Genomic DNA, 23,660 nt, shown 5'->3' on the forward strand with positions numbered 1-23,660 from the left:
GGATGCTTCCAGCCATGAAAGAATCCGGTATCGCTATCCTTCACCTGTCTTATTAACTAAGGGGCTGGCAGCCTGTCGGACTTGAAGAATCGCAGCGAAAAAGTGACTGGGTGAGGACAGATTTTGAGGGCCAATAGTTGTTCTATTGGCTGAGAAAGCGGCAAAATATGAAACAGCCAGACGCTTTTGCAACCGATTTCCTTTAAGTCCGACAGGCTGCTAGACTCTCCGAATGTCAGCAGCGCCAGCAAAAACATGAAAAATGTGTCTACGGCCTTTTTTGGGTCGATGCGATCATGAAACCCACTGATCTTCCGTCCGATTTTTCTCTGGATTCGCTGATCGCCGAAGCCAACCGTTGTGTTGCATGCGGTCTATGCCTGCCGCATTGCCCCACCTATCGCGTAACACAATCGGAAGCTGACTCGCCTCGAGGGCGCATCGCTCTGATGAGCGGGGTTGCCGGCGGGCGTATTCCAATGAACGAGCGCTTTGCGCTGCACATTGACCGGTGTCTCACCTGCCGCGCCTGCGAGTCCGCATGTCCCAACCATGTGCGTTTTGGACAACTGATAGACGGGACCCGTGCGATGATGGCATCCCCATCCAAACCGCTGGTAGGAAGTACACAGACCCCAAAATCCTGGTTTCGCCGGTGGGTAGAGCATGAAATAATCGGCAAACCCACGCGTATCGATACGTTGCGTCCCCTCTTACGTTTTTATCAGCGAAGCGGTATGCAGAAGCTGTTGCGTAAGTCCGGTTTACGGGGAAAAACGAAGCTGATTTTGCTGGAAGCGCAGTTGCCGCGCATCGAAAAACCCTACTCTTTGTCCGGTGGGTCAAATTTCTCGGGATCATGGCAAGCAGTTTATCCCGCTACCGGACAGCCGCGCGGAGAAGTCGGCCTGTTCCTCGGTTGCGTGGCACGACTGACGGATATTGCAACGCTCAACGCGACAATAGTCGTCCTCAATCGTTTGGGTTACGCGGTGCATGTGCCGCCCGCGCAGACCTGCTGTGGTGCCTTGCACCAGCATAGCGGTGACAGGCAAACGGCGGCGCAACTTGCGCATCGGAACATCGGTGCTTTCGATGGGCTGAATCTGGAGGCGATTATCAGCACGGCGTCGGGTTGCGGCGTGCAGTTGGCGGAGTATCCCATTTTGTCCCCATCGCCAGGCTCAAAAGAGTCTGCGGCAGAATGGGAAGCTGGGAATGGGCGCGCCGCGGACATGCTGCCGAGCAAGCGGTTTTCGGCCAAGGTCATGGATATCAGTGCGTTTCTGGCAATAGCTGAGGGATGGGATGGCATAACGCTAGCGCCATTGGCGCATAAAATCTCAGTGCACGAACCCTGTAGTTTACGCAATGTGTTGCGCAGTTCCGCCTCTTCTTATGCGCTGCTCGCGCGCATTCCTGGCGCGGAGATTGCTCCGCTGGCTGGAAACGATCAATGCTGCGGCGCCGCTGGGACCTATTTTCTCGATCAGCCGGAGGTGGCAAAAGTGCTGCTGCATGATAAAATCGCCGCAGTAAATGCAAGCGGGGCTCGTTATCTCGCCACATCAAATGTGGGTTGTGCCATGCATGTTGCAAGCGCGCTGCGCGAAGCCGGATCAGTAATTGAAGTGTTGCATCCAGTTACGCTCATAGCGCGGCAGATGAATGTAACCTCTCGAATTTAATTTAGTATCGTTTGCTTAGGACTACCATGCCGAATCTGGATAAATTCATTATCGGTTTCGATCACGCACTGCGCACGCTGTTGACGCCGGCACAAACACTGCGGCCCGTCCCGGGGGCTGGGCTGCCCGAAGTCGAATTGAGCGATTCGGAGAGAAGTGAATCCAACGCACTGATGCGCATCAATCATACCGGCGAAATTTGCGCGCAAGCGCTATATCAGGGACAGGCGCTGACTGCACGTAATGTAGAGGTGCAACATACCCTGGCGCAGGCGGCGCGCGAGGAAACCGAACATCTTGCCTGGACCGAGCGGCGTATTGCGGAATTAAGCGGGCGCAAGAGCCTGTTGAATCCGTTATGGTATGGTGGATCACTCGCCATGGGCGCGTTGGCGGGCACTCTCGGCGATAAGTGGAACCTTGGTTTTCTTGCGGAAACCGAACGCCAGGTGACATCCCACCTGGCGGGACATTTAAAACGCTTGCCGCATAACGACGGGAAAAGCCGCGCCATCGTCGCCCAAATGCAAATTGACGAAGCGGGTCACGCTACCGCCGCCATGTCTCAGGGTGGCGTGGATTTGCCCATGCCTGTGAAGCTGATGATGAAGCTGGGTTCTAAAGTGATGACGAAAACGGCATATTGGGTTTGAACCAAAGGCTTGAACCTGCATCCCGCAGTTGACCGCTCATTTTTCAGCTCATTTATCAATTCAACGCCATCACCCGGAAGAGTTTTTGTGCTCATGAACCTCACCTTTTTGGTGAGGCCCACTCTACCCCTTCCGACTGCTCTTCCAACCTGCGGCATTCAGGTTTAACGAAGGCTCTTCAGCTCTCCACGATTTCAAAGTCGTGTGTCAGTTTCGCCGTTTTTCCCAGCATTATCGAAGCTGAGCAGTATTTTTCTGCGGAAAGGGTGATCGCCCGCTCTACTTGCTGGGGATTCAGCTTTTTTCCGGTCAGGATAAAATGGAAATGAATATGGGTGAATACCTTGGGTTCTTGTGGAGCCCGTTCCGCCTCGATTTCCACCACGCAATCGCTGATATCCTGACGGCTCTTCTGCAGAATCAGCACCACGTCGAAAGCTGCGCAACCGCCGGTCCCCATCAGCAACATTTCCATCGGACGCGGCCCGAGATTTTTGCCGCCGGCTTCCGGTGGCCCATCCATCAGTACGACATGGCCGCTGCCGGATTCAGCCAGAAAACTCATGCCATCGTTCCATTTAATACGTGTTTTCATGCTGGTTTTTCCAAAAAGTATCCAGATGTTATTTTAATCCTGGTTCCAGGCAACAGCGAATAACATAAGTTGCTGATCAGCGACGCGATCGCTTGGCTTATTGCACTGCGGCGCACTGCGAACATGCACGAGTAAATCGCAGCTTCGTTCGAAGAACGACGTTTACCCGGAAGCCAGCGTCAGCCGATACCACGCTATGCCGATGACTTCATGGAAGAACAGGCTGCTTTTTTGCAGCGCGGCCGCCGTGGGAATGAATGCGAATATATCCGTTTTATAGCGGGTAGTGTATGCAGTCGCAGCAGGGACAATCTTGAAGCCGGCCTGTTCGAATTCCCTGGCCGCTCTCGGCATGTGCCAGGCATGAGTAACGAGTGCGATCCGCCTGATCTCGTCCCTGTTGAGTATCGCGAAGCTCTTGTAGGCATTTTCACGGGTGTTTCGCGAAGCGCCTTCTGTCCACTTGACCGGAACCTGAAACTCCTTTTCCAGTACCGCTTTCATTTGCGCCGCTTCGGATGATTTGCTTCCCAGCGGAGTGCCGCCCGTCGCCAGGATGGGTTTGCCTGTGCGGCGGTGCAGTTCCGCCGCGTAGCGTATGCGCTGCAGGCTATAGCGGCCGACAGTATCGCTGCCATATTCCGGCGCATGGTAGTATGTGCCGCCACCCAGTACCACGATTGCCTGCACATCGTTATCAAACGGAATGCGTCCGGGCGGCGTCTCCAGTCTTTGCAGAAGGGCCTCGGCGACGAACGGAATGGACAGCAAATAAAGCAAGATCAGCGCTGAAAATACCATAAGCTTACCTAACTCCGGCCTACGTTTCAGAAGCAAAATCCCTGCAGCGCCTAAAAGAATAACGCTGAACGGCGGCATCAGGAATGCGCTCAGCAGGTTGGACGCGAACCAGCTCATGTGTTACCCATGAACAAGCACACAAAAGCATTTTTTATAATTCGGAATAAATTGCAGGAAAGCATCTTTACTCCACGCCACAGCTTTGCGCAATGGCAAACAAAAAAGCCGGCACATCAAGCGCCGGCTTTTTTTAACTCAACCCGGGTTTATTTGAGCGACAGAATAAACTGTGCCAGAGTTTTGGCATCGGCATCATTAACCTTTGAATTCGGCGGCATTGGAATCGGACCCCAGACTCCCTGGCTTCCCTTCTGTATTTTCACTGCCAGCTTGTCTGCGGCAGCCGGGTCAGCTTTATACTTGGCGGCGATATCCTTTAACGCAGGTCCAACCAGTTTTTTGTCCACCGTGTGGCAATTCAGGCAGCCACTACTTTTTGCCAGGTCCGCGTTTGCTTGCGCGGTGCCCACCATTAACAGGGCTGATGCCGCAACCATTCCTATCCAGACAGCTTTCATACTCTCGCTCCTTTATCCGTTGATTAATTTTAGAAAGGCGGACCTATCTTACCTCATTTTGCAGACGCTCAGCAATTGCTGCAAGTCAGAGATATCCGGTAAGCATTTAACGCCGTGGCAGACCCAGGCGTTGACAGCACTACTTGTTGCTACCGGTTTATTCAGACTCGGCGGTAGCCCGACTAGTTCCAAAGGCAATGCAAATACAAGGGTGCAGGGGGAAATGCACCGCAACGCATTTTTCCATTCTGCCAGCGCGTGCCGCTGACCGCGCAGGATGATGATTTGCGGTGGCGTCAGCGATAGCTCCAATGCCGTCAGCAGGCTGCAACAGGAACTCGCGTAGCTGGAAATGGCAGGATAGAACAAGCCCAGCGTGCGCTCTGCTGCCTGCAAATAGCGGAATTCTCCGAGCAGATGCCCTAACCGCTGCAGAGCATGCGCTGCCACGCCGTTGCCTGAAGGCATAGCGTTGTCGTGAGCAGGTTTGGGACGATATATCAGTTTTTCGTGATCATGGCTGGTAAAGAAAAAACCACCCGCCTGCTTGTCCTCGAATTGCTCCAGCAACACCTCTGCCAGCGCAACGGCAAATTCCAGGTCAGCTTGACGAAACTCAGCCTGCATCAGTTCCAGCAGCCCATCCAAAAGAAACGCATAATCGTCGAGATATGCGTTGAGATGTGCCTTGCCATCCTTGTAGGTGGCAAGCAGGCGGCTGTCTTTCCATAGCGTGGAGCGAATGAAATCAACCGCACAGGCGGCTGATTGCACCCAATCGTCCCGCTCGAATACACGGCCGCAGCGCGCCATTCCCTTAATCATCAGTCCGTTCCAGCTGGTGAGAATTTTTTCGTCACGGCCAGGATGCACGCGCAATTCCCGTTTGCGGAAAAGTTTGCTCCGCGCCGATGCGAGCCTTTGTTGCGCTTCCTCCCGGCTGATGCCGGCATTCACGGCCAAGGCCGCAAGCGGCTGTGCGATTTCCAGATTCCAGTGCTTGTGCTCGAAATTAGGGTTATCCAAAAGGCCGTAATAGGGCGCAACCACGGCATATTCTTCCGGTGACACGGTTTGCGCCACCTCATCGCGGTCCCACACGTAGAACTTGCCTTCCTCGTTTTCGGAATCGGCATCCAAGGTCGAGTAATAACCACCGCCGATGGTTCCTCCACCCTGCATCTCCCGCATTACCCATGCGGCTGTTTCCTTCACCACCTGTTCAAACAGGGGATTATGGGTGGCGAGCCACGCATCGGCGTAGAGTCGCAGTAATGGTCCGTTGTCATAAAGCATCTTCTCGAAATGCGGAATATGCCAGTACTTATCGGTGCTGTAGCGGCAGAAGCCGCCGCCCAATTGATCATGGATGCCGCCCTCCGCCATCTTTTGCAGGGTATAGGATGCCATGTGCAAGGCTTGGGCATTCCCTGCGGCAAAGTAGCGGCGCAAACAAAACTCCAGTTCCGTGGGGTGGAGGAATTTTGGGGGATCCCCAAAGCCGCCATTGACTGAATCGAAGCGGTTTTCCAGCTCCGCCAGCGCCTGGTCGAGCGATTGCTCCGAAAATGCCGGTGCTTCCGGGTTTCCTGACGGAAGCATGTTGGCAAACGACTTCAGCAGCGATTCGCCTTGCCGCTCGATCTCCTCACCTCGGACATGATATGTCTCTGCCACGCGCGGCAATAAATCGAGAAAACCCGGCAGGCCGTGCCGAGGTGCTTTAGGAAAATACGTGCCGCCGAAGAATGGCTTCTGATCCGGTGTCAGAAATAGCGTCAGCGGCCATCCGCCGTTACGCCGGGTCAGCATGTAAAGGGCTATCTGATAAATCTGGTCGATATCAGGACGCTCTTCGCGATCTACCTTGATATTCACGAAATGCTGGTTCATCACCGCGGCAACTTGCGCGTCTTCGAAACATTCATGCGCCATGACGTGGCACCAGTGACAGGCCGAGTAGCCGATTGAGAGCAGTATCGGCCTATTCTGCGCACGAGCGAGTGCCAGCGCTTCCTCTCCCCAGGGATACCAGTCCACCGGGTTGTTCACATGTTGAAGCAGATAAGGACTGGTCTCACCGGAGAGATGGTTGAGCATGATTGGACCACGCGGAGAAGCTTGCGATTAATCTGTTATTGCTCCCCGGCTGGCGCTCGAAACCAATTTCGCATATTTAGCAAGGACGCCGCGCGTATAACGCGGATGCGGCGGCTTCCATTCGGCGCGGCGCCGTGACAGTTCTTCTCCGGAGACGTTGAGTTGCAGCAGCCGCTGTTCGGCGTCGATGGTAATGGAATCGCCTTCATGCACCAGCGCGATAGTGCCGCCCACGAAAGCTTCAGGTGCCACGTGGCCGACCACCATCCCATAAGTGCCTCCGGAGAAGCGGCCATCGGTGATGAGCCCGACCGAATCTCCCAGACCTTCTCCAATAAGGGCGGAGGTGGGGGAAAGCATTTCGCGCATTCCAGGGCCTCCCTTGGGGCCTTCGTAGCGTATCACGACGACGTCGCCGGGCTGGATCTGCCGTGCAAGAATGGCCGCCATACAGGTTTCTTCAGATTCGAATACGCGTGCCGGGCCGGTAATTTTTGGTGTTTTCACCCCGGTGATTTTGGCTACACAGCCCTCGGTAGCAAGATTACCCTTGAGTATGGCGAGGTGACCCTGCGCATACATGGGATTTTCCCATTGCCGAATGACATTCTGATCCTTGCGCGGCGTCGACGGGATATCCTTTAATACTTCCGCCACGGTCTGGCCGCTTATGGTTACACAATCGCCATGTAACAGGCCGTGTTCAAGCAACATTTTCATTACTTGGGGAACGCCTCCCGCTTTATGCAGATCGGTGGCGACATACCGTCCCGAGGGCTTCAAATCGCACAGCACCGGCACCTTGCCGCGCATGCGCTCAAAATCGTCGATGGTCAACGTTACTTCCGCCGCATGGGCAATGGCCAGAAAATGCAGGACGGCATTGGTTGAGCCACCCACCGCCATAATCACGGCGATGGCATTTTCGATCGATTTTCTCGTGATGATGTCGCGCGGGCGGATCTGCTTCCTGATGGCATCCACCAGGACTTCCGCAGAGCGGGCGGCACTCACGTACTTTTCGTCATCCTCTGCCGCCATGGTGGAAGAGTAAGGCAGGCTCATTCCCATCGCTTCGAAGGCTGACGACATGGTATTGGCGGTAAACATGCCGCCGCAAGAACCGGCGCCGGGGCAGGCGCGGCGCTCCACCTCGAGCAATTCCTTCTCGTCTATCTTGTGCGCCGTATACTGTCCGACAGCTTCGAAGGCGCTCACAATGGTGAGATCCCTGCCGTTGTAATGGCCGGGCTTGATGGTTCCGCCGTACACAAAAATGGCGGGAACGTTCATGCGCGCCATTGCAATCATTGCGCCCGGCATGTTCTTGTCGCAACCCCCGATTGCAATGACTCCATCCATGCTTTCTGCCTGCACCGCTGTCTCGATCGAGTCCGCAATCACTTCGCGCGACACCAGCGAGTACTTCATTCCTTCCGTGCCCATGGAGATGCCATCGGATACGGTGATCGTGCCGAACATTTGCGGCATCGCCCCCGCTTCTTTCAATGCACGCTCGGCATTAAGGGCTAACTCGTTCAGTCCCTTGTTGCAGGGGGTAATGGTGGAAAAACCGTTAGCCACGCCGACGATAGGTTTGTCGAAATCTTTATCGCCGAAGCCGACCGCCCGCAGCATGGCGCGGTTGGGGGAACGCTGTGCCCCCTGGGTTATCGCGCGGCTGCGTTGATTGTCTGACATGAATACTCCTTGAGAATATTGATAAACTTTGAAAAGCCCCCGAGTCGCGGGGGAGCATAACGGAAGTGATTAGCCTTGATCGATGATATAAAAAGAAGCACTTTCTTTTTATATGTCCTCTGCGGTTAATAGCGATTGGCCGTATGTATAATTATTGCCCGGAGAGAAACCGCGCGTTTCGTGATCCTGGCTAGCCGAATCCATACAGCCGGCAAATAAATTTTATATGGTACGCTTTGGATACCGGCCTTTGCCGCTATCGCTGATGAAGCGGCTATATTGTCCGCTCGCCGAATCAACAGTTATTTTACCTCAAAAAAGCGGAAGCCCATGCTCGTTCACCCGCAGTTCGACCCCATCGCCATCCATCTCGGGCCGCTTGCCATTCGATGGTACGGACTTATGTATCTCATCGGATTCGCGTCGTTCATCCTGCTGGGGCGTCATCGCATCAAGCATAACCCTCAAGGCGTATTCACACGCGCCATGCTCGACGACATGCTGTTTTACGGTGTGTTGGGCGTGATATTGGGCGGCCGCCTGGGTCATGTATTATTTTACCAGTTCGGCTATTATCTACAGCATCCGCTGGAGATCCTTGCGGTTTGGCAGGGCGGAATGTCCTTTCATGGCGGCTTTCTCGGCGTAATATCCGCAATGGCGCTGCTGGCCCGAAAATATAAATTGCCGTGGCTGGCCGTAACGGATTTCATTGCGCCGCTAGTACCGCTGGGCCTGGGCGCCGGCCGGATCGGTAATTTCATAAACGCCGAGTTGTGGGGACGCCCGACCGATGTCGCCTGGGGCATGATCTTCCCTAATGTGGACAGCCTTCCGCGTCATCCTTCGCAACTCTACGAGTTTGCATTGGAGGGGCTGGCTTTTTTTGCGCTGGTATGGATTTATTCGGCGAAACCGAGGCCGGTCGCAGCTGTGTCCGGCATGTTTCTTATCGGTTACGGTGTATTTCGTTCGGCCGCCGAATTTTTCCGCGAACCGGAGGATGGCTTCATGGGGGTAATGACGCTTGGTATCAGCATGGGTCAATGGCTATCGTTGCCGATGGTTGTTGCAGGAATAATCATGATTATTTGGGCCTATCGCACTCAGGCCATCCTGCCGCAGAGGCCCGCGCGGTCCGATAAGCCAGCCAAGCTTGTTACAGCTGGAAAGCGGAATCGAAGCTAGGAAGAAAATTTCTCATGTCCTTGCGTCATTCCTACACGATTATCGCCCCGCTTTACGACGCTTTTCTTGCGGCTGCAGGCACCGGCCTGCGTGCAGCGAGTCTTGCACAACTACCGCAACAGCCCCGGCAAGGTGGTCTCAACATCCTGATCAGCGGTATTGGGACGGGCCTCGACTTGCCCTATCTCCCCCCAGGCCATGCTTATGCCGGTCTGGACCTTACCGCCGCCATGCTGGAGCGCGCGAAACCCCGGATCGGAAATCTGCATTTGAATCTCGTTCGTGGCGACAGCATGGCGCTTCCATTTGCCAGCGCTTCCTTCGACTATGTGGTGTTGCATCTCATTCTGGCGATCGTTCCCGATGCGCGTTCATGTTTGAGAGAGACGGCGCGCGTGCTGAAGCCGGGCGGCCACGTGCTGATACTCGACAAGTTCCTCAAGCCGGGTGAGACCGCGTGGCTGAGAAGAGCGCTGAATCTGCTGTCTCAGCATATTGTTACACGGCTCGATGTTATATTTGAAGAGGTACTGGAAGGCGTTCCTGAATTGAAAATGGAAACGGATGTGCCGGTACTGGCGGGCGGTTGGTTCCGTAGTATTCGCCTGACCAAAGACCGGCCGGATGCCGAATAGAAGCACTCTTTACACATGACGAAGCAGTCAACCCAATATTTATCGGGAGTTCCATGCGCTGCATTGCTGTTTTTGCCGCCGCCGCTGTATTTGCTGCCATACCTGCGCAGGCGCTCGACGTGAAAAGCCCTGGGCCGGACTGGACGGAGGCTCATCGCACCAGCGAACTGGTCATTTTTGTAAAAGATGTGGATGAGGGTCGTAGAATCGTGGCAACTGCCGAGGTGGAGGTCCGGCCAGCGATTGTTTTTAATGTTCTCAGCGACTTCGAGCATTACCCGGATTTCATGCCTTATGTAGAGGAGTCACGCGTACTCAGCCGCAAGGGAAATAGCCAGGTTGTCACTTACGCGCGTATAGCGCCGCCATTCGTAAGTGATCGCGACTATCTGCTCAGGGTCAGGATGACACGCGGCACGGCCTCAAACAGTGGTGTATTCAAGATTGAGTGGGAGGCAGTCCCCGAGGTGCAACCCGAGGTCGAGGGGGTCGTGCGTATCAAGCTTAACGAAGGCTCCTGGCTTGTGGCGCCGCTTGATGGCGGCACGCGCACACGGCTAACCTACACGCTGCTGACGAATCCCGGCGGTTTGATTCCGGACTTTGTTGCAAACATGTCGAATACGATCGCCATACCTGAACTCTTCAAGGCGGTAGGGAAGCGTTCCGTTCAAGAAGCGAATGCAAAAGGGGAGTAAAAGAAAAATAGCAAACTGCGCCAGTCGGTGTTATGCATTATTCATCACTTCGAATGTGCGCATTGCACCGTGATCAGCTTATACGTTCTGTTTGCAAGAGGTATCGTTCGGATGTAATTGTTGAGGTGCCGATATGTTTGAGCTAAAAGTCCTTTTTCTTTTCCTGGCTACGGCTGTTGCCGAGATTATAGGCTGCTATCTGCCTTATCTCTGGCTCAATCAGGGCCAGAGTGCCTGGTTGCTGATACCCGCTGCCGTAAGCCTCGCGTTGTTCGCATGGCTGCTCACTCTCCACCCCACAGCTGCAGGCCGTACCTACGCCGCGTATGGAGGTGTCTATATTTTTGTTGCGATCCTCTGGCTCTGGGCTGTCGACGGTATCAGGCCAACGGCATGGGACGTGGCAGGGTCTCTGGTGGCGCTTGCGGGCATGGGCATTATCATGTTTGGGCCGAAACATGCATAATCACATGCATAGTCCAAAAGTGTGAATTACATCTCTTACCATCGGGAGCCTTTGGTGGCCATTACTCGGTTGAATTTGTACTACGCTTGAAACCTGCAATCTTCTTTTCAAAATTGTTTATGAGCCGGTTCCAAACAGGCGCAAACGGGAACCCTGAAATCTTCTCTACAACTGCCTGATAAGCGACTCTATGTTTCAGCGAACGATGATCAAAAGACCAAAAATATCGTATAGGGGAGAAAAAATGATCATGAAAACAGGTGTCGCGGTATCGGTTCTTCTTCTTGTTGGTTGTTCAGCGATTTCGCCGACGCCGGAAGGAAGGTCCGTTGAGCTTCTGACTGAAAAACCAACCGGCAATTGCAAAGCGCTTGGCGACGTTGTCGGCTCTCAGGGTAATTGGTTTACCGGTGACTATACATCAAACGAAAATCTGCTCATCGGCGCCCGAAACGACCTGCGTAACAAGGCATCTAAAATGGGCGGAAACTACGTTTGGGTGCAAGACTCCAGTAATACCAACGCATGGGGCAGCAAAGGCACATCAAACACCACGGTCCTGGGTGTTGTCTATCGCTGTGAGTGAGCCGGGACGCGTGCGTTCAAGGTGGCTCTGTTTCTATTTCGTTTGAAATAGATGGGGTCGAGGAAAATGTCCAGCAAGGTCTATTACAACAGCGCATGCCCCGTTTGTAATGCGGGGATCAAGGATCAGCGCAAGCGTATGGAAGCGTGCGGTATCAAGGACATCCAGTGGATCGATGTACATGCTCATCCGGAAGCGGTAGAGGAGATAGGCGCGTCGCTGGAGCAGGTGCGGGAGCGGCTCCACGTCAGGAGTGCGGATGGCAAGCTCAGCGTAGGCGCCGATGCGTTCGCCCGTCTGTGGTCACAGACGCCGGGTCAGCGCTGGTTGGCCGCGTTATTGCGTTTACCGATGTTCAGGCAACTTACGCAATTGGCGTACAATCTGTTTGCCCGTCTGCTGTATCGCTGGAACCGTGCAAAGAGACACTGGTAATATCCACGCCTAGTCAGGTGGTTCAGGCAGGCGGTTCAGGCGGGAACGTGCCGAAAAGGCGAGCTTTATCTTTTTCAAATAAAGATCCATTCTTCGAAGTTCAAGCTTGGCGCAATGGCGCAGCCATTCGTTGTCAGGCATACGGGAGCGATAGAGGCCGACGACTTCGAGAGAACCTGCATGAAGGAGGAAGAGACTTCCGTTTTACATAACGGCCCGGTCTGGAAAAAATTGGGCCCCGGGCTTATCACCGGCGCAGCGGATGACGATCCGAGCGGAATTGCTACCTACTCGCAAGTGGGAGCCGGATTCGGCTATTCGATGCTGTGGACGACATTCTTGACTTTCCCCCTTATGGTGGGCATCCAGATTGTCAGCGCCCGCATTGGACGAGTTACCGGTAATGGGCTTGCAGCCAATATTCGCGAGCATTATTCGCCATGGGTCCTGCACGGTCTCGTCTGCTTGCTTGTGATCGCAAACACAATCAACATTGCTGCCGATATCGGCGCAATGGCTGCAGCACTCAAGCTCCTGATCGGTGGGCCGGCGCATCTGTATGGGGTGGCGTTCGCCGTGGTGTCCCTTGTGCTTCAGGTTTTCATACCGTTTCCACGATATGCGTCGATATTAAAATTATTGACGCTGTCGCTTTTTGCTTATGTCGCCACGGTTTTCGCCGTCGAGGTTCCTTGGGGTGACGTCTTTCGCAGCATAATCATCCCGTCCATCTCTTTCGAAACTGATTATGTGGTGGCGGTTGTTGCTGTGTTCGGTACCACCATCAGTCCCTATCTATTTTTCTGGCAAGCTTCGCAGGAAGTAGAGGAACAACGGGCCTCAAAAGGTGAGAAGCCGCTTAAGGACGCACCCGAGCAGGCGCGCGATCATCTTCAGCGTATCAAGGTGGATACTTACATCGGGATGGGATTTTCCAACCTGATCGCGTTTTTCATCATGCTGACGGCAGCGGTCACCTTGCATCAACATGGTGTCAAGGATATCCAGACGTCTGCACAGGCGGCGGAAGCGCTGCGTCCCATAGCAGGTGAATATGCGTTTTTGTTATTTTCGGCAGGCATAGTAGGTACCGGATTGCTTGCCGTGCCGGTTCTCGCAGGCTCGGCTGCCTATGCCGTAGCGGAATCCTTCAGATGGCGTATTGGCTTGGGCCGCAAGCTCCTGGAGGCCACGGGTTTTTATATGATCCTGATCGCCGCAACGCTTTTAGGCGTGATGCTCAACTTCACTTCCATCGACCCAATCAAAGCACTGTTCTGGAGTGCCGTCATCAATGGCGTTATTGCGGTGCCCATCATGGCAATAATGATGTCAATGGCCGCGAAACCGGAAATAATGGGAAAGTTTATAGTCACATCTCGCCTCCAGATACTCGGTTGGCTTGCGACAGCTGTGATGGCGCTTGCGGTGATTATGATGGCAGTAGCCTCATTTGCATAAAAATCCTTATCCTGGCAACCTGTTGGACTTAAAGGAAATCGGCTGAAAGAGCGTCTGGCTGGTTCATATTTCACCGCTTTTTCGGCCAATAGAATAGCTATTGGCCTTCAAAAAAAGGGATAATACCTCTACCTACGCTTAAATCTCGACCTGAGTTCCCAGCTCAATTACACGGTTAGGTGGGATTTGATAGTAATCCGCTGCGCCACGAGCAATACGCGACATACCGATAAAGAGATGCTCCCGCCATCGGGCCATTCCCGTCCCTGGACTCGAGAGAATGGTTTGGCGTGCGATGAAGAACGACGTGGCCAGTATCTCGAACTCCAGGCCATATTGCTTGCATAGCTCCAATGCTTGTGGAACGTGCGGCTCATCTTTAAAGCCGTATTGAATAATGATCTGGTAACACTGATTGCCAAGCTCTTCTATTTGTACCCGTTCGGATATAGGCATCCAGGGAACTTCAACCATACGTACCGTCAGAAACACCACGCGCTCATGCAATACCTTGTTATGTGCCAAGTTATGCAGCAGTGCGTGGGGGACGCCATCGATATCACCATGCAGGAAGATCGCGGTGCCAGGCACGCGCATTGGCGGCGTTTTGAAGAGTGACTGCAAAAAATCCTTGAGAGGGATGGCATGTTTGTTCAGGTTCTCAAAAACCAGTTGGCGTCCCTGCTTCCAGGTCAGCATGATGGCGAACAGGAAAAGTCCCAACAGTAGCGGGAACCATCCGCCATGTAATATTTTGAGCGTGTTGGCAGAGAAAAATGCAAGATCGATCACAAGAAAGAAACCCGTGCCAAGCATGGTTAAAGCAAGGTTATATTTCCAGCGGTAGCGCAGGACAAAGAAGGTCAATATCGTCGTTACGAGCATGGTTGCAGTGACGGCGATTCCATACGCTGCGGCCAAATTGGAAGATGAGCCGAATCCTGTCACGGCAATTAATACGGCAGTCAGTTGCAGCCAGTTAACAATCGGGATATAGATTTGGCCGATCTGCATGGCTGAGGTGTGCACGATCTTCATCCGGGGCAGGAAGCCAAGTGCTATGGCTTGCCTGGTCATCGAGAAGGTGCCTGAAATCGTCGCTTGCGAAGCAATGACGGTTGCGATTGTCGATAGGATAACCAAGGGATAGGTACTCCAGGCACCCAGTTGGTGAAAAAAGGGGTTGCTCACGGCGCCTGGATTGGACAGCAATAATCCACCCTGCCCCAGATAATTAAGTGCCAGCGCCGGAAATACGATGGAAAACCATGCCAGCCGTATAGGCTTGGCACCGAAGTGGCCCATATCGGCATACAAGGCCTCCGCGCCGGTAAAAGCCAGGACCACCGCACCCAGGGCAATAAAGGCGATCAAGCGATTGTCATTCAAAAAAATGATTGCGTGCCACGGATTGAGCGCAACCAGAACTTCCGGCGCTTGAACGATATTGACAATACCCATGGCAGCCAGCGTAAAAAACCAGACGAGCATGATCGGACCGAACAAGCTGCCTATGCCGGCAGTACCTCTGGATTGCAGCGCATACAGCCCTACCAGAATGGCTACAGTGAGCGGCACGACATAGGGTTTCAATACTGGCGTAGCGACTTCCAGACCCTCAATTGCAGAGAGTACCGAAATCGCCGGGGTAATGACGCTGTCACCATAGAACAGCGTTGCGCCAAACAAGCCTATCACTGTTACCGGGAAATACCAGCGCGACGCCTTGCCCACTGAAGATAGCGCCAGTGCCATCAGCGCCATGATGCCGCCCTCTTCCCGATTATCCGCGCGCAGGATGAGGGTGACGTACTTGAGGGATATGATGAGAATGAGGCCCCAGACAATCAGCGAGACGACACCTAATAAATTGGGGGTATTGAGAACAAGACCATGTTTTTCGGAGAATACCTCTTTCATGGTGTAGAGGGGGCTTGTGCCTATATCGCCATAAACGATCCCTACTGCCGCCACGGTCAATGCAGCGAGACCACTTTTCTTATGTTGCGATGTCAAAGAAGCCCTCATTGATTCTGTCGCATCAATATCCAATCCAGATAATTCATCAGGCGGCTCTGCGAGCCTACGCGAGTGCTGGCGGTCAGTTTGCAGCCATTTTCGCTACCTGCGCGGCGTCCATAGACCAAGCTATGGACTACTCTCAACCGGCAAAACTGTCTCGCAACCTGCCTCGCCATCATCTCGCGTCCTGGCGGATTATCTAGGTCAATAGAAATGTGTGGGGTTATGCTCGGTCAACGCCTCATGCCCTGCGGCGTCCAATAACATCGATAGCATAGGAGCGGCGTCCTTGTTGTCGTCAACTATCATGATGCGCAATGTTTTGGAAAATGCTTCTGTTCTGGCCGATTGTTCATGAAGAGCACTCGCTATGTGGCTAAGCGCACGGTGCCCTCCAGAATTAAATGCAAATATACAAACGGGTTTAATAGCCCATGGTGTGCATATACTTGGCACGTGTCGACAGGAATGGAATCATCTGTATCGCCTCACAAAAAAGGTTATGAATGGATAGCAAAGATCCTACACTTTTCGGAGTGAAAATACTGATCGTGGATGACGAGCCGGATGCGCTGGAGTTGACCAGGCTCATGCTGACTCTCAACCACGCCTGTGTGATTGCGGCTGGCAACGCTGCCGACGGATTGGAACAGGTGCAAATATACAGGCCGGATGTCATCGTCAGTGACATCGGCATGCCCCGGGTGGATGGCTACCAATTCATTCGCGAAGTAAGGAATCTGCCTGCGCATACCGGCGGGCAAACCCCTGCCGTTGCGCTTACCGCATTCAATCGCGCGGAAGATAAAATAAGAGCGATCAACGCCGGTTTTCAGAAGCATCTCTCCAAGCCCTTCGAATTGCGTGCCTTGATTGACGTGATTGCAAGCATGACAGGGAAAAATAAGCCTTTAAACGGATGATCTTGCATTCCTGCTTCACAACCCTATCAAGATCCCAGCGCTACTCTTTGAACGTCCAGGCCCCGACTGGAGTGATGGCGCCATTTTCGATCAGGTAGGCGCGCGCCAGCACGGCGCGGCCGATTACCATTGTGATACGGGAAAAATCTCTGCCCGAATGGTTGAGTACGTAGCGCAACTCGATACCTGGTTCGGTCGCGAGTGATTGTGCGGGCATGTTGCTGTCGTCTGCTGGTTTTGGCGAAGATACCGCGCCAAAGGTATTCGGCGGCATGATCCGGGGTCTTTCGGCCTTTTCAGACAGCGCATACCCTTTTGCGCGCAGCCGGTTCGCCAGCAGCGCCCCAAAACTCTCGGGGTCGGAGACGACCAGGCGGAATTGCGTTTTGGCCGGTGGATAGAGCCGCGCAAGCTGGTTGACGGTATCGGTAGCAATTTTTTCATCTAGGGCGGCGAGGGGATTGCCTCTGGTCAAGGGCTGGAATGCACAGGCGCCAAGGCATGCACACAACAACGCGATAAGCAGGCTGCGCATTTTTATTTCCCTTTTTGAATGGTGATGCGATCCTGGCTGAACCAGAACTACACAACTTGCCCTGCTTTCTTGGCGCAAGGGGGTGTCGGTGCAGTGCTCTTATCTTTTTTCTCAACTTCGAAGAATCATAAGCAGATCGTCGCCGTAACTCTCCAGTTTTCTTGCGCCGATACCGGGCACTTCGCGCAGTTCATTTTCCGTCTTTGGATGCAGGCGTACCAATTCTGCCAGTGTTGTATCGTGAAACACCACATAAGCGGGAACGCCATGCGTCTTTGCAGCTTCGGTGCGCCATGCGCGCAGGCGCGCCCATAGCGCACGTGCCGCGAGGTCAAGCGTGGCGGTTTTATCTTCACGCGCCGCCTTGGTCTTGGCCGTAGCCTTCTTTCGCTCTGGTTGCAGGCGCAGGCGCACCGTTTGATTTCCAGTCAGCACTGCGCGGCTGGCTGCGGCAAGACGCAGCGAACCATGACCTTCACTGTCTGCGGTGAGCAAGCCGAGCGCCGCCAGTTGGCGGAATACTGCTCGCCAGGCTTTTTCATCCAATTCCTTGCCAATACCGAAGGTGCTGACCCTGTCGTGAGCCCATTGCCTCACGCGCGCGGTATCGTTGCCGCGCAGCACGTCAATCAGATGCCCGGCACCAAAGCGCTGGCCGGTGCGAAATGCACACGACAGCGCCTTCTGTGCGGCCACCGTCCCGTCCCACACCTGTGGCGGATCGAGGCAGACATCGCAATTGCCGCAAGCGACACTGGCTGGCACTTCGCCAAAATACTCGAGCAGGCGCGCACGACGGCAGGTGGTGGCTTCGCACAGTGCCAGCAGCGCATCGAGTTTGGCCGAAGCGCTGCGTTTGAATTGTGCTTCCGCTGGGGAATCCTCTATCATCCGCCGCTGCTGTACCACATCGCCCAAGCCGTAAGCCATCCATGCGCTGGCGGCTTGACCGTCGCGCCCGGCCCGGCCGGTTTCCTGATAATAGGCTTCCACGCTCTTGGGCAGATCGAGATGCGCCACGAAGCGCACATCCGGCTTGTCTATGCCCATCCCGAATGCAATGGTGGCGACCATGACAATGCCCTCTTCGCGCAGAAATTCTTCCTGGTTGCGGCTGCGATCCGGCGCACTCATGCCGGCATGGTACGGAAGGGCACGTATACCCTTTTCGACCAGCCAAGCCGCTGTTTCCTCGACTTTCCTGCGCGACAGGCAATAGACGATACCGGCGTCGCCATCATGCTCAGCGCGGATAAAAGCGATTAACTGGGCCTTGCCGTTTATTTTGTCCACGATCTGATAGCGAATGTTGGGGCGGTCAAAACTCGAAATAAAAATTTCGGCGCCATCGAGGCCAAGACGCCGGATGATTTCCTCGCGCGTCACGCTATCCGCGGTGGCTGTCAGGGCAATACGTGGTATGTTGGGAAATCGTTCATGCAGGATTGAAAGCTGGATGTATTCGGGGCGGAAATCATGGCCCCATTGAGACACGCAGTGCGCCTCATCGATGGCGAACAGGGAAAGCGGCGTGCGCGCCAGAAGATCGAGAAAGCGCGGTGTCAACAGCCTCTCCGGCGCCACATAGACCAGATCGTATGTGCCGGCGAGCATGCCTCGCTCGACTATGGCCGCTTCCGTCTGTGGCAGGGAGGAATTGAGAAACGCCGCGCGCACTCCGGCTTCATGCAGCGCTGCTACCTGATTCTGCATAAGCGCAATCAGCGGCGAAACTACTACCGCGACACCGTCGCGCAATAACGCCGGAATCTGATAGCACAACGATTTTCCGCCCCCGGTCGGCATCAATACGAGGCAATCCCCGCCTCCGGCAACATGCGTGATCACCTCGGCCTGCCGACCACGAAAAGCGGGATAGCCGAAGATATCCTTCAGAAGGGTGAGAGCGCCGGGCGTCATGCTCAAGGAAGTTTCAAAAACAAGGGAGATAAGGGGGTTTCAAGAATTGCCACGTTTCCGAAGACGATATGGGGAAAATGCGGATTGATACAACTCGGGCGTAATCCGCACCTTGCACTTTAACCGATTAATTTCCATGCCAGGCTTTCCCCCGCGCGCAGGGGGACCAATGCTTCGTTTCCAAAACCCAGCTGCGACGGCACGCTCCAGCTTTCTTTCTTCAGCATAATACTGTCCTTGTTGCGCGGCAGCTTATAGAAATCCGCGCCATGGAAGCTGGCGAAGGCTTCCAGCTTGTCCAGCGCCCCCGCTTGTTCGAAGGCTTCCGCATAGAGTTCAATCGCCGCATGAGCGGTGTAGATGCCTGCGCAGCCGCAGGTACTTTCCTTGGCAGACCGGGGATGAGGCGCGCTATCGGTGCCCAGAAAAAACTTCGGGTTTCCGCTGGTGGCGGCTTCGACCAGTTTCTGGCGATGGGTTTCACGTTTCAGCACCGGGAGACAGTAGTGGTGTGGTCGGATGCCGCCCTGGAACATGGCGTTTCGGTTAAGCAGCATATGATGGGCGGTAATCGTGGCTGCAATATGGGCCCGTGCGCCGGTAACGAACGCCACCGCTTCCTGGGTAGTGATGTGCTCGAACACGATCCGCAATTGCGGGAACCGTTGCGTAAGAGGCATTAATACCCTGTCGAGAAAGGACTTTTCCCTGTCGAACACATCTACCGCCAGATCAGTTACCTCTCCATGCACGAGCAGTGGCATACCCGCCTCTTCCATTGCCGCCAGCGTCCCGTAACATCTGGCAATGTCAGTAACGCCAGCAGCGGAGTTTGTCGTGGCGCCGGCCGGATAATATTTCACGCCATGTATTGTACCGTTTCTCCTGCCTTCGAAAATTTCGGAAGATGCAGTGTTGTCGGTAAGGTAGAGTGTCATCAGAGGTTCGAAGCGCATGCCCGGCGGCAGCGCGGCAAGGATATGCCCGCGGTATGCCAGCGCCATTTCTACTGTGATTACCGGCGGTTTGAGGTTGGGCATGATAATGGCGCGGGCGAAGCGCCGTGCCGTATCCGGCAGAACTGCGCGCATTTGCTCGCCGTCACGCAAATGAAGGTGACAGTCGTCCGGCCGGGTGAGGGTAAGGGTAAGAGTTTTCAAGATGACGTGTGCCAGTTATGTCTCTGATTTAGGCAGTGAGAATATGGATGAATTTCGCCATTCTCGGGGATCGATTCGGATTCCAACCCAAATCAATAATAAACGGCATACTGTGGCCGCCTTGGATACTGTCCATGTATGTTGCACTGCTCGCGTGGATCAATAGCAAGGTTTCCTGGCACCGAACCGAAGTCTTGCATTCCAGCTCGTCTTTTATATCCGAAAGAAGGGATAGCAAGAAAATCGCGACTGACTGCCTACCTAGCCGGTGATGCGGCCCATCAGGGTTTCGCTGGAGTGTGCCGTTTTTTTGGCAATTAGCTGCGTAGCGGCATCGACCTGCCCCCATGTGTTCCAAAGCAGCACGCCGCGCACGAATCCATCGCGTAAATAATAAATTACGCCTTTACGAAAAGGTTCTTCCCAATCTTCGACGATATCCATGCGGGAATCCAGTTCTCCTACTGCTTCATAACCCAAGTCAAACAGGTCGGAATAAAAGAAAGGCTGATGACGGTAGGTATCCGATTGCCCCGCCATATTCCGGCCTGCCATTTCACCCATCACATTGGCATTATCCTCATGCTCCACGCGCATACGTTTATCCAATAGCGCGCTATGGAAGTTCGCCACGTCCCCCGCCGCGTAAATGTCCGGATTGCTCGTGCGCAACTGATCGTCCACGACAATGCCGTTATCCACCGCCAGTCCGGCCTGCGTGGCCAAGTCGGTGTTGGGTGATATCCCCAGTCCCGCAACGACGCCATCGGCGGAGATATCTGTGCCGTTTGCTGTGGTTACAATTGTTTTGGCGCCTTCAGTTCTCACCGATTTAACCGTTTCTGACGCAAGCACGGTGACGCCTTTTTCGCGGTAGTATGAATTCAGGAATTCAGCGAGAGGCGGTGCATAAACACGCGCGCCAATACCGCTTTCCGGGAAAATCATCGTCACCCGCTTGTTGTTCATCGCAAGCGCGGCGGCAATTTCGGAACCGATGAAGCCGCCTCCGATAACAACGAAATCCGAACCGTGCTGACTCAACTCCCGCAGCTTAAGGTAGTCATCCGCAGTTCTGTAGTAGATCATGCTCTCGCCAAAAGCCGGAAAACGCCGCGCCGTGCCACCAGTGGCGAGCAAAAGCTTTTCATACGTATAGACGTTTCCGGCATCATCCGTTGCGGTTTTTTTTGATGGATCGACGGCCATCACTTTTTTTGCCAGATGCATGGCAACGTTCAGGCCGTGCGCGTTTCGCCAGATGGATTCGTAAGCCGAGCCCTTCCAGAGAGACTTTGTCAGGGGTGGACGATCATAAGGCAGGTGCCGCTCCTCGCAAATCATGGCAATGGCCCCGTCTTGATCGATCTTGCGGATACCGTGAACAGCGGAATCAGCGGCCATTCCACCGCCGACAATAAGGTATTTATGATGTTTCATAATCTTCCCATTAATATACGCGCGCAAGCGCACATTCAGAATTGACCGGATTACGATATTTCAAAAAACTTTTCTTCCTGTTCAGGAAAAAGGCCGCTATCGCATATTGGGGAACTCGGTATGGATCGCCTTATCTAATTGTAGATCAGTCTGAATTCCTTTTCCTGGAAGCATGGCAGCACGCTGGATTTATCCGGAACCGGATCGGACAGCTGTCCAGGCGCGGGACGATTCATCCTTCTTCAACGAGCTTTTGCCAGTATATAATGCGTTCCTCTACAAATTCAAAGTTAAGGTTGGGCATGTCCCGTTATTACGACAATGAATGACACGAAAACTGACTCTGAAACGACTGTAACTGAAGTCTGCGTGCTGCGCGCGCGCGAGGTGCTGGAGTCTCAGCTTCCGAAAATTAAAGACAAAGGATATGATTTCGCGCCACAGTTCAGGCAACTGACGATTCAGCTCTATCTGGTAGGTGTCATGTGGCGCCAGGGTGAAAATCTCGGTTTACCAGCCAATGCTCGCGACCACGCCTTTGCGGCGCTCGAGTCGATGCTCATCAGCGACGGTATGAAAAAAAAGGACGCTCAAAAACGAGTTGCATTTCTGAGTGAAATGTCAAGAGTGGAAGGCGGCGACGACTCGCTTGCCGTAAGCATGGGCTACCAGGCTATGCCCAACGATGACAGCATCGTGGCGGTTTTTGATGAATATCGAAATGAAACGCGCGTTTCCGGCTCATTGTGGCGACTGTATGAGCGTGGTAAAAAGATCATGGTTATCGGCGGCGCGGTGGCTGCTTTCCTGACAGTTTGGGTTGTCACTATTTTTCTTCCAAAAACCGAGGGAATTGACGTGCTGGCGGCTGGGCTCGTGGCTGCTGCGCTGGTTGTCCTTCCAACTTTTCTGGTGGGGCTGCTGATTTATCGAATGAAGATCAGAAAAGCAGACTCGCCGGGAGCGCGTCAATCTTGATCATGGAGAACTATTGGCACATTGATGGTGCCGGTTTGCACGTGGTCGCCTGATAGGATGCGTGAATGTAGCTTCGCCGTCATTCGCCTACCGGGTGGTCCACTTCCATTTTCACTACGGATCGGCCTGGCGCTCACTCGAGCTTGTTCCTCTGCTCCGTGGCGTATAATTGACTATCCATTATCCGCTTAAGGCGATCCAAAAAACGATGAATGCCAAAATTATGGATGGGAATGCGCTTGCCCGCGAACTGCGAGCGGACTGGAAGATTCGTGCCGCGCACTTGACAGAAAAAGGTATGCAACCCGGGCTGGCGGTGGTTATTGCCGGTGATGATCCAGCTTCACGCATCTACGTGCGGAACAAGGCTAAAGCGTGTAGCGACACGGGGATTTATTCCGAAATACATGAGTTTTCCGAGGACGCGAGCCAGGACGAGGTAATGGAGCGTATTCAGGAACTGAACCGGAATCCCGGAATTCACGGTATCCTCGTGCAACTGCCGTTACCGCGACGCTTCGAAAGCGATAAAGTGATTGCATCCGTTGCGGTAGAAAAAGACGTGGATGGATTCCATCTTTACAATGTAGGATCGCTGGTTACCGGTAATGCGATTTACCCGCCTTGCACACCTCATGGGGTGATCAAGATACTGGAAAAATACAACGTTCCAATTGAAGGACAGCACGCGGTGGTGGTGGGCCGCAGCAACATCGTCGGCAAGCCCATGGCGCTGATGCTCTTGCAAAGAGGCGCGACGGTTACCATCTGCACCTCAAAGACGCGTGATCTGGCCGAACATACGCGTCGCGCCGATATCCTGGTAGTGGCGACCGGAAAGCCGCATATGATTACCGCCGGCATGGTGAAGGACGGCGCAGCGGTGATAGATGTTGGCATCAACCGCATGCCGGACGGTAAACTGGCGGGTGACGTGGAGTTCGAGTCGGTCAAGGAAAAGGCAGGTTACATCACGCCTGTGCCGGGCGGCGTGGGCCCGGTGACTATCGCGATGTTGCTGTATAACACTATCGAGGCTGCCGAGCGCGCATACGCACGGGCTTAATCGCGACGCAGACCAATCACATCGGTAATCC

General features: G+C 54.1%; 22 protein-coding genes. 12 read left to right on the forward strand and 10 right to left on the reverse strand.

From position 1 onward, the window contains the following. Nucleotides 1-296: 296 nt before the first annotated feature. Nucleotides 297-1,688 (forward strand): heterodisulfide reductase-related iron-sulfur binding cluster, encoded by a 1,392-nt coding sequence (locus KJS40_RS01360; protein WP_213538771.1) that lies wholly within the window; start codon nucleotides 297-299, stop codon nucleotides 1,686-1,688. 26 nt (nucleotides 1,689-1,714) lie between these two features. Continuing rightward, the gene (gene coq7 / locus KJS40_RS01365) at nucleotides 1,715-2,341 is read left to right on the forward strand and encodes a 2-polyprenyl-3-methyl-6-methoxy-1,4-benzoquinone monooxygenase (protein WP_213538772.1); all 627 of its coding nucleotides are present in this window, start codon (nucleotides 1,715-1,717) and stop codon (nucleotides 2,339-2,341) included. A 178-nt stretch (nucleotides 2,342-2,519) separates the two neighbouring features. Here coq7 and KJS40_RS01370 read toward each other — a convergent pair whose 3' ends face one another. The 5 genes from KJS40_RS01370 to ilvD all read right to left on the reverse strand — a co-directional run bounded on the left by KJS40_RS01370 (nucleotide 2,520) and on the right by ilvD (nucleotide 8,116). Continuing rightward, complete coding sequence (locus tag KJS40_RS01370) at nucleotides 2,520-2,936, reverse strand: OsmC family protein (protein WP_213538773.1); 417 nt, start codon at nucleotides 2,934-2,936, stop codon at nucleotides 2,520-2,522. Nucleotides 2,937-3,098: 162 nt separating this feature from the next. Beyond that, nucleotides 3,099-3,854, reverse strand: coding sequence for a YdcF family protein (locus tag KJS40_RS01375; protein WP_213538774.1), 756 nt, complete (start codon nucleotides 3,852-3,854; stop codon nucleotides 3,099-3,101). Between the two features lie 149 nt (nucleotides 3,855-4,003). After that, nucleotides 4,004-4,315 carry a c-type cytochrome gene (locus tag KJS40_RS01380; protein WP_090455838.1) on the reverse strand — a complete coding sequence of 104 codons (312 nt, stop codon included), beginning with the start codon at nucleotides 4,313-4,315 and terminating at the stop codon, nucleotides 4,004-4,006. A gap of 48 nt (nucleotides 4,316-4,363) precedes the next feature. Continuing rightward, the gene (locus tag KJS40_RS01385; protein ID WP_213538775.1) at nucleotides 4,364-6,415 is read right to left on the reverse strand and encodes a thioredoxin domain-containing protein; all 2,052 of its coding nucleotides are present in this window, start codon (nucleotides 6,413-6,415) and stop codon (nucleotides 4,364-4,366) included. A gap of 27 nt (nucleotides 6,416-6,442) precedes the next feature. Then, entirely contained in the window at nucleotides 6,443-8,116 is a 1,674-nt protein-coding gene (gene ilvD, locus KJS40_RS01390; protein ID WP_090455845.1) for a dihydroxy-acid dehydratase, read from the reverse strand. Between the two features lie 330 nt (nucleotides 8,117-8,446). Here ilvD and lgt point away from each other — a divergent pair, with 330 nt between their 5' ends. From lgt to KJS40_RS01425, 7 genes are all read left to right on the forward strand, one after another. Next, on the forward strand, nucleotides 8,447-9,304 hold the full coding sequence (lgt, locus tag KJS40_RS01395; protein WP_213538776.1) for a prolipoprotein diacylglyceryl transferase: 858 nt from the start codon (nucleotides 8,447-8,449) through the stop codon (nucleotides 9,302-9,304). A gap of 14 nt (nucleotides 9,305-9,318) precedes the next feature. Beyond that, nucleotides 9,319-9,939 (forward strand): methyltransferase domain-containing protein, encoded by a 621-nt coding sequence (locus KJS40_RS01400; protein ID WP_213538777.1) that lies wholly within the window; start codon nucleotides 9,319-9,321, stop codon nucleotides 9,937-9,939. Nucleotides 9,940-9,992: 53 nt separating this feature from the next. Next, complete coding sequence (locus KJS40_RS01405; protein ID WP_213538778.1) at nucleotides 9,993-10,637, forward strand: SRPBCC family protein; 645 nt, start codon at nucleotides 9,993-9,995, stop codon at nucleotides 10,635-10,637. A 133-nt stretch (nucleotides 10,638-10,770) separates the two neighbouring features. Then, nucleotides 10,771-11,103 carry a YnfA family protein gene (locus KJS40_RS01410; protein WP_025041289.1) on the forward strand — a complete coding sequence of 111 codons (333 nt, stop codon included), beginning with the start codon at nucleotides 10,771-10,773 and terminating at the stop codon, nucleotides 11,101-11,103. Nucleotides 11,104-11,347: 244 nt separating this feature from the next. Then, nucleotides 11,348-11,689, forward strand: coding sequence for a DUF4156 domain-containing protein (locus KJS40_RS01415; protein ID WP_036576093.1), 342 nt, complete (start codon nucleotides 11,348-11,350; stop codon nucleotides 11,687-11,689). 66 nt (nucleotides 11,690-11,755) lie between these two features. Beyond that, nucleotides 11,756-12,124 (forward strand): DUF393 domain-containing protein, encoded by a 369-nt coding sequence (locus tag KJS40_RS01420; RefSeq protein ID WP_213538779.1) that lies wholly within the window; start codon nucleotides 11,756-11,758, stop codon nucleotides 12,122-12,124. 114 nt (nucleotides 12,125-12,238) lie between these two features. Beyond that, the gene (locus KJS40_RS01425) at nucleotides 12,239-13,585 is read left to right on the forward strand and encodes a divalent metal cation transporter (RefSeq protein ID WP_244859645.1); all 1,347 of its coding nucleotides are present in this window, start codon (nucleotides 12,239-12,241) and stop codon (nucleotides 13,583-13,585) included. Nucleotides 13,586-13,723: 138 nt separating this feature from the next. On the opposite strand, the gene KJS40_RS01430 is transcribed toward KJS40_RS01425, so the two are convergent. Then, nucleotides 13,724-15,601 carry a potassium transporter Kup gene (locus KJS40_RS01430; RefSeq protein WP_213538780.1) on the reverse strand — a complete coding sequence of 626 codons (1,878 nt, stop codon included), beginning with the start codon at nucleotides 15,599-15,601 and terminating at the stop codon, nucleotides 13,724-13,726. Nucleotides 15,602-16,143: 542 nt separating this feature from the next. On the opposite strand from KJS40_RS01430, the gene KJS40_RS01435 reads away from it, so the two are divergent. After that, nucleotides 16,144-16,530, forward strand: coding sequence for a response regulator (locus KJS40_RS01435; protein ID WP_244859646.1), 387 nt, complete (start codon nucleotides 16,144-16,146; stop codon nucleotides 16,528-16,530). A gap of 40 nt (nucleotides 16,531-16,570) precedes the next feature. Here the strand turns inward: KJS40_RS01435 and KJS40_RS01440 are convergent, their stop codons facing one another. The 4 genes from KJS40_RS01440 to KJS40_RS01455 form a co-directional block, all read right to left on the reverse strand. Next, a complete protein-coding gene (locus KJS40_RS01440; RefSeq protein WP_213538782.1) occupies nucleotides 16,571-17,065 on the reverse strand; it encodes a hypothetical protein in 495 nt (164 codons plus the stop codon). A gap of 111 nt (nucleotides 17,066-17,176) precedes the next feature. Further along, nucleotides 17,177-18,985: a DNA helicase RecQ gene (recQ, locus tag KJS40_RS01445; protein ID WP_213538783.1), complete on the reverse strand. Its 1,809-nt coding sequence runs from the start codon at nucleotides 18,983-18,985 to the stop codon at nucleotides 17,177-17,179. A gap of 119 nt (nucleotides 18,986-19,104) precedes the next feature. Next, nucleotides 19,105-20,145 carry a dihydroorotase gene (pyrC, locus tag KJS40_RS01450; protein ID WP_213538784.1) on the reverse strand — a complete coding sequence of 347 codons (1,041 nt, stop codon included), beginning with the start codon at nucleotides 20,143-20,145 and terminating at the stop codon, nucleotides 19,105-19,107. Between the two features lie 261 nt (nucleotides 20,146-20,406). Next, nucleotides 20,407-21,585 (reverse strand): FAD-dependent oxidoreductase, encoded by a 1,179-nt coding sequence (locus tag KJS40_RS01455; RefSeq protein ID WP_213538785.1) that lies wholly within the window; start codon nucleotides 21,583-21,585, stop codon nucleotides 20,407-20,409. A 321-nt stretch (nucleotides 21,586-21,906) separates the two neighbouring features. Here KJS40_RS01455 and KJS40_RS01460 point away from each other — a divergent pair, with 321 nt between their 5' ends. Next, nucleotides 21,907-22,563 carry a hypothetical protein gene (locus KJS40_RS01460; RefSeq protein ID WP_213538786.1) on the forward strand — a complete coding sequence of 219 codons (657 nt, stop codon included), beginning with the start codon at nucleotides 21,907-21,909 and terminating at the stop codon, nucleotides 22,561-22,563. A gap of 208 nt (nucleotides 22,564-22,771) precedes the next feature. Then, nucleotides 22,772-23,629 carry a bifunctional methylenetetrahydrofolate dehydrogenase/methenyltetrahydrofolate cyclohydrolase FolD gene (gene folD, locus KJS40_RS01465; RefSeq protein ID WP_213538787.1) on the forward strand — a complete coding sequence of 286 codons (858 nt, stop codon included), beginning with the start codon at nucleotides 22,772-22,774 and terminating at the stop codon, nucleotides 23,627-23,629. Nucleotides 23,630-23,660 lie beyond the last annotated feature (31 nt).

The sequence above is a fragment of the Nitrosospira sp. NRS527 genome (assembly GCF_018406445.1).
GTDB lineage: Bacteria > Pseudomonadota > Gammaproteobacteria > Burkholderiales > Nitrosomonadaceae > Nitrosospira > Nitrosospira briensis.

Bases quoted from the DNA above. Each gene is read 5' to 3' on its own strand.
- KJS40_RS01360 (WP_213538771.1), top strand. From the start codon at position 297: ATGAAACCCACTGATCTTCCGTCCGATTTTTCTCTGGATTCGCTGATC.
- coq7 (WP_213538772.1), top strand. From the start codon at position 1,715: ATGCCGAATCTGGATAAATTCATTATCGGTTTCGATCACGCACTGCGC.
- KJS40_RS01370 (WP_213538773.1), bottom strand. From the start codon at position 2,936: ATGAAAACACGTATTAAATGGAACGATGGCATGAGTTTTCTGGCTGAA.
- KJS40_RS01375 (WP_213538774.1), bottom strand. From the start codon at position 3,854: ATGAGCTGGTTCGCGTCCAACCTGCTGAGCGCATTCCTGATGCCGCCG.
- KJS40_RS01380 (WP_090455838.1), bottom strand. From the start codon at position 4,315: ATGAAAGCTGTCTGGATAGGAATGGTTGCGGCATCAGCCCTGTTAATG.
- KJS40_RS01385 (WP_213538775.1), bottom strand. From the start codon at position 6,415: ATGCTCAACCATCTCTCCGGTGAGACCAGTCCTTATCTGCTTCAACAT.
- ilvD (WP_090455845.1), bottom strand. From the start codon at position 8,116: ATGTCAGACAATCAACGCAGCCGCGCGATAACCCAGGGGGCACAGCGT.
- lgt (WP_213538776.1), top strand. From the start codon at position 8,447: ATGCTCGTTCACCCGCAGTTCGACCCCATCGCCATCCATCTCGGGCCG.
- KJS40_RS01400 (WP_213538777.1), top strand. From the start codon at position 9,319: ATGTCCTTGCGTCATTCCTACACGATTATCGCCCCGCTTTACGACGCT.
- KJS40_RS01405 (WP_213538778.1), top strand. From the start codon at position 9,993: ATGCGCTGCATTGCTGTTTTTGCCGCCGCCGCTGTATTTGCTGCCATA.
- KJS40_RS01410 (WP_025041289.1), top strand. From the start codon at position 10,771: ATGTTTGAGCTAAAAGTCCTTTTTCTTTTCCTGGCTACGGCTGTTGCC.
- KJS40_RS01415 (WP_036576093.1), top strand. From the start codon at position 11,348: ATGATCATGAAAACAGGTGTCGCGGTATCGGTTCTTCTTCTTGTTGGT.
- KJS40_RS01420 (WP_213538779.1), top strand. From the start codon at position 11,756: ATGTCCAGCAAGGTCTATTACAACAGCGCATGCCCCGTTTGTAATGCG.
- KJS40_RS01425 (WP_244859645.1), top strand. From the start codon at position 12,239: ATGGCGCAGCCATTCGTTGTCAGGCATACGGGAGCGATAGAGGCCGAC.
- KJS40_RS01440 (WP_213538782.1), bottom strand. From the start codon at position 17,065: ATGCGCAGCCTGCTTATCGCGTTGTTGTGTGCATGCCTTGGCGCCTGT.
- recQ (WP_213538783.1), bottom strand. From the start codon at position 18,985: ATGACGCCCGGCGCTCTCACCCTTCTGAAGGATATCTTCGGCTATCCC.
- KJS40_RS01455 (WP_213538785.1), bottom strand. From the start codon at position 21,585: ATGAAACATCATAAATACCTTATTGTCGGCGGTGGAATGGCCGCTGAT.
- KJS40_RS01460 (WP_213538786.1), top strand. From the start codon at position 21,907: ATGAATGACACGAAAACTGACTCTGAAACGACTGTAACTGAAGTCTGC.
- folD (WP_213538787.1), top strand. From the start codon at position 22,772: ATGAATGCCAAAATTATGGATGGGAATGCGCTTGCCCGCGAACTGCGA.